Source organism: Actinacidiphila glaucinigra, assembly GCF_035918135.1.
Classification (GTDB): Bacteria; Actinomycetota; Actinomycetes; order Streptomycetales; family Streptomycetaceae; genus Actinacidiphila; species Actinacidiphila glaucinigra.
Genome location: NZ_CP109145.1, coordinates 225,958 through 237,359, shown reverse-complemented (window position 1 = coordinate 237,359; position 11,402 = coordinate 225,958). Strand labels below are relative to the sequence as shown.

1 protein-coding gene is annotated in these 11,402 nt (G+C 67.4%); it reads left to right on the top strand.

All coding sequences use genetic code 11. The annotated features are described in order from the left end of the window. Positions 1–57: 57 nt before the first annotated feature. Positions 58–11,391 carry a toprim domain-containing protein gene (locus OIE69_RS44255; RefSeq protein ID WP_326581822.1) on the top strand — a complete coding sequence of 3,778 codons (11,334 nt, stop codon included), beginning with the start codon at positions 58–60 and terminating at the stop codon, positions 11,389–11,391. The last annotated feature ends 11 nt before the right edge of the window (positions 11,392–11,402 follow it).

Below are 11,402 nucleotides of genomic sequence, written 5' to 3'. Positions count from 1 at the left end.
CCGGAGCTGCGCGTGTGGCGTGTCCGCCGACCGAACACTGATCACCGAGAGGTCGAATTGGCTACTGCTCCCGACCGGCCGGTAGCGCCGGATGCGGCCGCGACATGGGCTGAGACGCAGGGCGAGACGCCCCTCGCGCGCACGCCCGACGGCTGGGGTACCACCGAAGCCGAGACGCCCCTCGCGGGCACGCCCGACGGCTGGGGCGACACCGCCAGCATCCCCGACGCCACCACCGCGGCGTGGGGCACTACCGAAGCCGAAACGCCCCTCGCGGGCACGCCCGACGGCTGGGGTACCACCGAAGGCGAAACGCCCCTCGCGGGCACGCCCGACGGCTGGGGCGACACCGCCAGCATCCCCGACGCCACCACCGCGGCGTGGGGCACTACCGAAGCCGAAACGCCCCTCGCGGGCACGCCCGACGGCTGGGGTACCACCGAAGGCGAAACGCCCCTCGCGGGCACGCCCGACGGCTGGGGCGACACCGCCAGCATCCCCGACGCCACCACCGCGGCGTGGGGCACTACCGAAGGCGAAACGCCCCTCGCGGGCACGCCCGACGGCTGGGGTACCACCGAAGGCGAAACGCCCCTCGCGGGCACGCCCGACGGCTGGGGCGACACCGCCAGCATCCCCGACGCCACCACCGCGGCGTGGGGCACTACCGAAGGCGAAACGCCCCTCGCGGGCACGCCCGACGGCTGGGGCGACACCGCCAGCATCCCCGACGCCACCACCGCCGCTCGGGAGACCGTGCCGGCCCGCAGGACCGACTCGCAGCAGTCACAGGCCAGGGCAGGAACCAGCGAGACAGCTCAGAGTGCTCGCGGAGACCCCGCCGGACAGAGCGAAGTCCCTGTCGCTCCTGGGCAGAGTGCGAATAGCCGAGCGCAGGAGCTAGCAGACATGTTGGCCGCCATCTCGGAGCACGCAGAGAACTCGCTATTGGCTGAGACCGGCATGGATGACGAGAACCGGGTGCGCCAGGTACGCGATGAGGACCAGGCCGAGGAATATGTGCCGCAGCTCGGCTGGTCTCGCGCGATGGCCGAGGTCGTCGAGTTGGCCGCGGCTGGTTTGCTCACTGTCGCGGAAGATGGCACCTATCGTCACAAGGGCGAAGGCGTCGGGGTGGGGCGGCGTGTCGCTGCCCAACGAGTGACGCGGCTGCTGGACGCCGGTTACCTGAGTGAGCAGTCGGGCCTCTTGCGTCCGTCGCCTGCCGGCGAGCAGGCTCTGTACCTGGCGCGCCTCTTCCCGGCGGGCCTGCACGCTGACGATGCGGCAGCCTACGAGGCGCGCTTGAAGGCAGCGCGTCAGGCGGTCCGAGGGTCTGACGCGGCAAAGGAGCGTGCCAGCCGTCTGCCTCGGATGTCGAAGGCTGCGCTGCGGTGGGTCGATGACCGGCCTCAGTTCCTTGCACCAAGAGAGCACGCGAAGGCGGTGCTTGCTGTTCTCGCGCACGTCTTCAATGGGCTGGCGACGGTGGCAGACCGCGTATGGGGGCCTAAGGCGTCGCCAGACGGCATTGGTGCGATTGGCGAGGCGTTGGCCAATGCGCGGGTGATCTTTGCTGAGGGTACGCACGAGGAGGCGGCACCGGCGATCAGTGTCGCTCGAACACGGGCTGCGGCCCTGCGTGACGAAGTCCGGGATCATCCCCTGGGTTCGGAAGTGGGGGGAGCAGTCGGTGAGCTTCTTGAAGCTGCTGATCTGTATCTTGCGAACTGGCCAGCAGCTGCATTGGGCGGGCCGGGCCTGTCCTCGTCTGAGCGACCGCCCCTGACGCTGTGGGCTGAAGAGGATGCGGATCCTTCTGCTGCCAGCGCCCGCGAGCCCGAAGAACGCAATGAGGCAGCGTCGGCGCCAGAAGGCGAGACAGGTGCCGATCATGCGCGCAGCGCTTCGCTGTCAGGTCTGAGTCGGGTCATCGCAGGCAACGAGACGCCGCCAGGTCCTGGAGCCACACCGGCCGAGAAGGAGTCCTACAAGCGGCGCTTCCGGATCAAGTTTCGCGTCGGCTACTACGTGGACTACCGGGACGAAGCCGGCCGCTCACGTACCGCTCGGGTCGTGGGGACCACAGGAAACCCGCTGGTTCGAGAGGATGGCGGCTACGAGTTTCGGGTTGTCCCCAGTTGGGCGGAGACACACGTTGTTGCGGTCCGGGAGGACGATGAAGCGCCTTTGCCGCACCCGACGTGGGCTGACTCGCTGTCGGTGGGCCACCGCCTGACGACCTACGGGGACGTAGCCGAGGGGGACGTTGTCCTCGATGCGGGCGTCGACGGCGAACTCGGAGTGCCCCACGTTGTAGTCGTGCTTGATGCTGGTCCCCCTCTGCACTTGGCAACCCGAGGCATCACCTCTAATAGCGGTCGCTACTTTCAAGTCGATCCTCGGACCGCAGTCGTCGTCGACGACTCCGACGAAGCGCGCGACCTTGCGAGACGGACGCTCAAGAGCCGTGAGGCCCGGTCGATGGCCGAGGCGGAACGGGAGCGGATACTCGCCATGACGACGCAAGCTGAGCAGGCAGATGAGTCGTCAACCAAGGGTGCCGGCCTGGCCGCGGAATCCGTGGTCGCCAAGGCTGAGCCCGCTCAGGAGGAGCACGTCTCCGGCGTATCCCAGAGTGCGCCCGGTGAAGGGGCGGCGCACCCCTTCCCCGGAAAGCTCGTTGCAGGTGAGTCTGTGGTGCCTTATGTCGGCGATGACGCCAAGGACATTCACGACTACGTCTTCACGAACGCGTACGGCTATGAATATCGCCTCACCGCGTGGTCATCCTCGCCTGACACATGGGACATCACACGCAGACCGACCTGGAAGGGCGGTCAGTCCTTCCATTGGACCGATGGCAAGAAGGAGCTGGACAAGGGCCTCGCGTGGATCCGGAGGGACGGGGAGAGCCGAGCACTGGCCTTCCGGCGGTGGGCCGAGTATGGGCACCGCACCAACGACAAGGTGCCCTTCAGCACGGAGTTGCAGCAGGAAGAACTTGAGCCTGGCGTCGTCCTGGTGAAGCGTTTCGGCGAGGTTGGACTGCTGACCGAGCACCCGTGGGGTTGGGAACATGACCTCGACGGACGGCTAAGGGAGAGCCTTCGCCGCTCACCGGATTTTCGCTTTGAGGCTGCGGTGTGGTGCGCCACTAGCGGTGGACTGACCGCAGTGCCTACGGAGCGGCTGCGAGTCCTAGCTGTGGACCAGGAACACGCTGAGGTCTGCCCGGTCTCCACTCCCTATGTGGGCAAGTGCAAGAAGGATGAGCCCCACCGGTTTGTGGTGGAGGTGCTTGGCGAGGACGGCCGGGCTGTCGGGCGCGTGGTGATCTGCGGCAAGCATTTGATGTACCGGCTTACCGATGACGACGGGTACGGCCGAGATGCAGCGTCGATCGCCGAATACCTCGCTGAAGGGAAAGGCAACTGGGTTGACTGGCAGGAGCGGGCCTACGCACTGGCGGGGGAGATGCTCGCGTCTGCTCTCGCTGCGGGGGAGGCGGACCCGAAGCCCGACGTTCGAGCAGCGCTATATGCTCAGGCCCTCGCCGAAGGAGACCGGAAGGCGGCGCGTATCGCGCGCGCAGCTGCCCGTGAGGCTGGACTTAGCGGCAAAGCCCTCGCTGCCGCCGGCGAAGCAGTGGTGGCTGCCCGGCAAGCTCAGCACGAAGAGATCATCGTCGCAGCAGAGGCCCGCAAACGCGCGTGGGAAGCACACGTCAAGGCCAAGATTGACGGCAAGACCGCAGAATGGGTCGAGCCGCCTAAAGTCGTCGACCCCGTGCGTTATGCCGACTACCTGGGGCACTCATTGCCGGCGTCGGGCACAGGCGCACCAGGCCGGAAGCCGCGGCCGCTTCCTGGTGACGCTGCCGCTCCACCGAATCAGGGTCCAAGTAACGGACTGCCGACTCAAGCGAGCCTGTTCGAGGAACCCGGCACCCCAGAGCCTGCGAACCCAGTAACCGAGACCGTTCCTGATTCCCCGGACGGCCCGCAGAAGCCGGCAAGCCCGGATGACGCCGGACGCCCAGGAGCCGAGTCGATCCTCGCCGCTTCCCAGCTTGGCAATGCACCGAGGGAGAGCAGCGGGGGAGCACTCTTGGTGCTCCCGGAGTCCGTCGATTACGCTCCTTTGCAAAGTTCGCGGGTGGAGTTTGCGGCGGCATGGGCGCAGCCGCCCGTTGTGGAACCGTTGGCCGAGGACTGGTACAAGCTTCCCCGAGGCAAGATCGCTGCCGAGGCAGAGGAAGCCGCCCTCGCCGCGGCATCGCATGCACGCGACAGACGCGCTCGCTCCACGGCTCGAGACCTGGCGACTCTCGCAGCGCCTGAGCAGGGCATGCAGTGGCTGTGGCGGCGACACCACCCCCTCGCTCAATTCGACGAAAACGCCGAGGCGGCGTTGGAGTCCATCGCTGATCCGGCGACCCGCGCGTACGCCACGCAGGCAGTAGCCAACCTACGTCACACACTTGAGCAGGTTGGCGTTCAGGCAACCCGCGACTACCTCCAGAGGATTCAGGCTGCCGGGACGGACGCGCAGGCCATGGACAGGGCATGGCGCACGACACGTGGCGTCCAGGCAGATGAGACGTACGTCTTGCGGATACGAGGGCTCGTCGTCTCATATCTCATGGCCGTGGCCGAGCACGCCGACGCTGCCGGCTTGGATCACAAGGCAATCACGCACGCCGTCGAGGATGCGGCTGGGTGGGACGGATCACTGGTCCCGCTTGGTCGCAAGCATGTTCGCTATCCGGACTTCCCTGCGGCAACAGCGGTTGTCGACTCGGCCCGGTTCGTAGCCAACGCGGGCCGCCACCAGGCTCTGGGCGAGGAGGAGGCTGTATTCGCGTGGATACAGGCCCGGGCAAGCTGGAAAGCGGTCCCACCACGTGCACCGATGCAGTTCACTACCTCGCCCAGAGCCGAGCCACGTGGCGCCGTAGAAGTACGCGCCGATCACCCGCACGTTGTCTCTGAGTCCGAGCAGGGTGAGCACACCGACGGCCGGATTCGGGACACCCACGAAGTTGGCAGTGGCCCGTATGCGGGCGAATCGCCAGATGAACCCCCTGTGGTCCCAGCCATCGCCGGCAGGTCCCAGCTCCCCGATCCTGGCGCTGACACCCCTCACACAGGAGCAGCCTCCACGTCGACGGGCGACGAACAAGCAGGTGTCGTGAATACAGAATTGATCAGTGAGGCTTCCCGCGAGCCGGCCACCCGTCCGCCTTCCGAGCCAGGGCTACCGTATTCGTATCCTCGTGAAGCGACAGCCGCGTGGCTGCTGGTAGTCGAAGCGTTCAATGCTCTTGACAGTCGCCATGGCCGGTGGCCGCGAGCGAGCCGTCAAGGCATCGGCCTGGACGATCCGCGGCGGGCCGTGACCCGCATCGCCGAACAGCTGCCTGCAGGTCCCGCGGTGCTGGCCGACGTGGCTCACCAGCTCCGCGAGCTGCAGTGGATGCTGGACACGGTGACGGATGACCTGCAGCGGACCACCGACAAAGACCTCCAAGCCGAGCTCGGCGAACCGCTACGGGACTTGGTTGCGGCCTGCAATGCCACTCGAGAGCGGACGCACGTCACGGCCCTCCAAGTGTCACGTGATAAGTCCGGCACGAGCCTGCATCCCTGGGTCACTGAATTGCCAGAAGGGACGCTGCCTCTCGCCGGAGTCGAGAAGGCCGGCACGGCAGAACGTCCGGGCCGCGTCCTCCATCCCGACGGGACCGCGCTGCGCCACGTGGGCGCGGCAGCTGACAGCCTGGAAAGGCAGGTCGTCGCTGTGGGCACGGCACCTGCGCCCCGCGGGTCCGGGCGATGGCAGGTCGTTCGCCTTGATGACGGAACGCATGAGACCGTCCATCCTGCGCTGCTCTACCCGCTCGGGTCTGACCCGTATCCGAAGCCCCGTCACCTGGTGCTCCATGACGAGAGCTGGGCAACACGCTGGCGTACCTTCGACCGCGCGGAGGCCGCCGGTGAGACTACAACGCAGCTGGCAACCCTGTTCCTGCGGCCCGGAGACGTCATCCGAGTCCCCAACCGCAAGGGCGAACGCGTCGTCGAGCGCGTGGACTATGGCGTCCGGCGCGGCCGCGGGCGGAAGGCACGATTTGGCACGGCAATCTGGCACACCCCACAGGGAGGAGGTCGGTCCACTGATTTCCTGCCCGAAGAGACGTTCGATCCTCTGCCCGTCCGGGTTCCTCCGGACCACCCGTGGCTGACCGCTGACGTCGACCCTGCTGCAGGAGCGGGCAACGGCCTCGCACTCTCTCCGCACACGGCGCGCCAGGCCCAACCTGAGTCTGCTCAAGCGGCCGCCGTGGCGACGGAACGGAATGAGGGGCGCGGGGATGTCCAAGCTCCCAGTGGGGACGGCGGCCCCGGCAGCGTGCCGACATCTGACGTCGACCCGGCAGGCGACGGTCCAGCATCGAGAGACACCCAGGCGCCGGCCGTGTACGTCAACGCTGAGGCCTATACAGCCGCCCATGCGGCCCTCCAGTCCGCGATCGCCAGGAACGAGCAATGGCTCACGGCAACCGAAGGCGCTGACGCCGCGGCGTTTCTACGCAGCACCAGTCGCTTGGGGCGACGTGTCCTCAAGGCGCTCATCCACCTCGAGAACGCCACCCGCCAAGCCCTGAGCCCAACCGCAGCGAGTGAGCCCGACAGTCGCGCGACGTTCCTGGAGCAGCTGTCCCATCATCTTCATTGTGCCCAGCTGACCATGGGGGCTCACGTCGTGGCCCAGGCGGCGGAGGCGACGACGCTCCAGTCGCTCCGCGAACTGCAGGCCCTGACGGTCGAGGGTGGCTTCGCTGTCCTGCCCATTGACACACCGATCGGCGTGGTGACAGTGGGGCAGTTCCTTGACCGCCGGATCAAACACCTCCTTGAACGGCGCGTTGACGAAGTGGACGAGCAGACCGTCACGCAGCTCGATGACGGGCCTGCGGCAGTGGTACGCCCAGAACCGGAGGCGCCGGTGGTCAACGATGTCCTGGAAGACGAGATCGACCTCCCCGCCCTGGAGCTCCCCCATGGGGCAGGCGTGTGGCTCTCGGCCGACGAGGCAGCCGTTCACCTGCTGGAACACGCTCATCGCTACCTGAACTCCGAGCCAGGAATCCACCACTTCGCGCATGTCCACGGTCAGCCCGTCTACGCCGCCACGACCGCTGATGAATCGAGGCGCACGCTCTCTTTCGGGCTTACGACCGATGCGCAGGCCCGAGTCGTCCACATCACGGCCGCTGAACTGGAGGCCACGGATTCAGCGCGCCTGCTGGCGGCGATGACGGCCTGGATGAACGCCACCGACGAAGGTGGCGTCCCGCTCATGGCATACGCCCCAGCCCCCCCGACCAGCGCAACTGCGGGGACACCATCGGCCAGCGTCGCCACGGCACCTGGCGCGCCAGAACCTGCGCCCCAGGAGGTTCCGGCGCAGCGCCCGACAGAGGCCGCGTCCCCCGTTGGCCTACTGTCGCCTGCGGCTGCGCGGCACGAGGAGGCACGTCCCAGTGCCCTCGAGTCGGCCGCCGCCCTCGAATGGGCCCGGACCTTGGCTGAGCCTGAATGCTCCCGAGCTGGAGCCGCCTCGGTAGAAGCAACTCTTTCCGCGCCAGGGCACATCCTCGTCACCTTTGAAAGCCGCGGCGCGACGGACCTCAACCGCGAGCTCGAACAGCGCTTGCAAACCGTGTTCGACAAGGAGGCTCCCGCAGGGCTGAGGCCCTACCGGATCGAATTCAGGCCCACCGAGCAGCCTGGCCAGCCGCCCCTCCCTGCCGCCGGCGCCGAGGCCGCCCCGCTTCAGCCCGGGCAGGGCGCAACCGGACCGCTTCGAGACCAGGAGGACGCCTCTGTCCCTGAGCCGGAACGTGAACGCCTGCTGGCGGCCCTGGCTGCGGCGCAGCATGTGTTTACCCGCCGTCTCCTTCAGGATCCGGAGGCCCACCAGGCAAGGTCGTACCTCACGAACGAACGTCGTATACCGTCCGGCGCCCAGCAGACCTGGGCTCTGGGGTACGCCCCGACCAGTGATCGGGAACGGTGGCACGACACGGGACTCATTGACGAACTGCGTCAGCAGGGCTTCACCGAGGCGGAACTCATCGGTGCGGGACTCGCCAAGGTCACACAGCGAGGTCAGCTCTACGACTTCTTCGCCGGCCGGATCACCTTTCCCATCCATGACGCGGACGGCGCTGTTGTCGGCTTCACCGCGCGGCGGATCGCACACCCGAACGATACCGAACAGCAGGCGAAGGAGCGCGGTCCGAAGTACATCAATAGCCCGGAGACGGCAGTCTTCCGCAAGAGCGAGGTCGTATTCGGTCTGCACCATCCCGCGCAGCAAGGAGCCGGCGGACCGGCCGTTGCTCCCGAAGGGCCCCTCGATGTGATCGCGGTAGCCCTCGCCAGCGCTGGCATGACGGAGCAGGAGCGCTACCTTGCCGGAGCCCCGATGGGGACGGCGTTGACCCTGGCGCAACTGGAGCTGCTCCGCGGAACGGACCCCGAGCGTCGACGTGCCGTGGTGTTGTTCCCGGACGCGGATGTCGCAGGGCGCAAGGCACTGCTGAGCCGGTGGGAGCTTCTGCAGGGGGACCCGCAGGTCAAGGCCGCAAGCAGCCTTCCGGCAAAGGACGCGGGACAGCTATGGCAGGAAGACGAAGGTCACGGCACACCTCATGCTGGCGCGAAACTCGCGCTGGCGCTGCAGGATGCGCAGCCCTTGCTGAACGCCGTGGTGGAGGCGCAGCTCATGCAGTTGGCGACTTCCCAAGAGCAAGCCGCGCACCGTTTCACTACCGATACGCGGCACATCAAGGTAGCTAATGCGGCGGCCCGCTACATACGCGAAGCCATTGCACCCGGGGCTCGTGCCAGCAGCGAGCACCTGGAGCAACAGGCCGCGCATTGGGCCAAGCAGCTTCACGCGTCGTGGGGCCTCTCAGGTCCGATAACCGCGACTGCCATCCTGCACGGGCCGGGAGATCCCGACTCCGACGGCTGGAACCGCGCCTACGAGCGCGCCTTGGACCTTCTTGGTCGGGACCCGGACGGATACTTCAACGACGATCCCCTTGTGCAGAGCCGAGGCGCCTTCTCCGGCAGCGAGGACGCCGATGCCGCCAGCGCCGACACCAGACCACCGGTCTCGCCGGCAGAGGCGTCCGAGGAGCAACCGGGCACGTGGCCGACGCTCGACCAGGAGATTGCCCGGCTCAAGCCGGAGAGAGCCGCCCGTACCACGCAGCCACTGAGGATCCCGACGCCGGCCAGCCCCGACGGTGCGCCCCGGATGCCGTTCGTCGCGAGCCTCGTCGGACCTGACGGCAGCCTTGTAGAAGTACGTGACCGGCATGCCGCCGCATACCGGCTGCACACCGACCTTCTCGACCGGATCGTCCAACGCGGCAGCGAGCCAGACGATCCAGTCCGCCTTCCCCACCAGCAAGACTGGGGAAGTATGCACGGCATCGCGTTGGCAACCTCAGTGAGCGACGCCACCACGCCCGACCCCACCATCACCGTGTGGTTCGGCCAGCCAGTGATCGACTCGCTGTCGCTGGCCTACAGCGAAATACACGCTCTGGGCGAGCATGCCGTGCGGGCAGCGGTGGAGTGCCGGGCCGCGCAAGCAGCAGGCATTCTCGGACGGCCGCTCAGTGCGACGTGGCACCATTCCCTGAGCGACATCATTCCCTCCAGCTTCCCCGCCCTCCCTGCGCCCGCAGATTTCGCACGGCTGCTAGCCACACTCGCCGAAGGGACCGCCGAGGAGCACATCCCGGATCAGATCCGAGCCCGTGCCCAGCAGGCCGCCGCGCTGTACACGGCGGGCCGGGCCACAGGCGCATTGGAACATCTTGCTCTCGCCGGGCACGTCTGGGTGCTGCGCGATGATGGCGCCTGGGTCGAGGAACCCACTACTTCCGGTCCGGATCCTGCCTGGTCGGCTCTCACAGATGGCTTCCGGCAAGAGGCTCAGGAGCTCAAGAGCATCAGCACAGAGGCGGCCGCCCTTCCGCCAGCCTCCTCAGAGGTCTCGGAACAGCCACTCGCGGTGGACCTTTCCGCCGCGCACCACAGCGTTCACGAGGCCCTGGTGAGCCTTCGCCCGTACTCCACCGGCCTGCCCGGCATGATGTACGAGCAGATCACCGACCTCGTTGCCCAACTGGATGTCGACCTGCCCGCGTGGAAGCGCCTGCGCGGACCTGACGGTGAGCAGCTCATGCACCGTGCAAAGTCCGCGGTCGTGCGTGTCCTGGAGGGCCTGTCCACCGTCGCGGCGAAGATCCGCTTGTCTGGCCTCAGCCAGCGACTGGAACGCGTCATGGCGCGCCTGCGCGGCCTTCCGATCCCCGAAGGCAGCATTGCGGGAATCAGGCCGGACCGTCGACTACAGGACCTGGCACAGCTAGAGCGCGGCCTCGAACGGGAGATGGCGTCAGGCATCGCGTTGGCAGATGTGCCTTCCCTGCAGGAGCAGTGGATCGTGAACCGTGCTCGATGGCGGGCGCGCTACGAACAGGTCCATGGACATCCAGCTGACGTGCCATTCCTCTCCGATGACGGGCTGATCGCCGGCGCGCCACCGATTCCCAACCCTGTCGCGGCACACGAGATGCTGCTCCGCCATCTCACTGTCCGGGTCGCCGAACTCCGGGACGTCGTCCCTGGCAAGCCGGCTACGGCAGGCAGCCCGGCTGAGCCTGAAAGCGTCGGCCGTCCCTACGACCCCACGGCGGATCTGTTCGTCGGGGTGGCTTGGGCGTATCAGCAGCGGCTCGTGGGCGCGCCGCCGACCGGTGATGATCCCGAGGGGCCCTTGCCGACGCAGCTGGTTCACAATGCCGCGGTTGTCGTCACGACTGCCCGCAACGCGTCGCCCCTGACCGTGCGCCGCGCGCTAGGAGTATCCGAGGAGCGAGCAAACCGCCTCCTGCACCACCTGGAGGGGTTGCAGGTCCTCGGCCCGTACCAGGCGGCCGCACCAAGAACCGTGGTCGCGCAGCGCCGGGACTTGACCGCGCTTCTGGGGTCTCCGTCGCATACCCCTGTCGAACCTGCACCTGTGGTGCGTCCACCGAAGGAATCAACTCCAGACGGCAGCCCTTCACGCGCCGTCGGCGAGCCGACCGAGAGCGACACCGACCTGTCGATGTACGCCGGAACGGTGGCGAACCTGGTCAGCAAGCTCGACGAGAGCCGACACGCAAGGAGTCGACGAACTGCTCGTCCGCCGGACTCCGGTTCGGCGAAACACACACAACCCCGCTCTCACACACAGGGACAAGCCACAGCCCTGGCAGGGCAGCAGTCAGCCCCGCCGACTCCTGGACAGTCTTGAAACGGAGACGC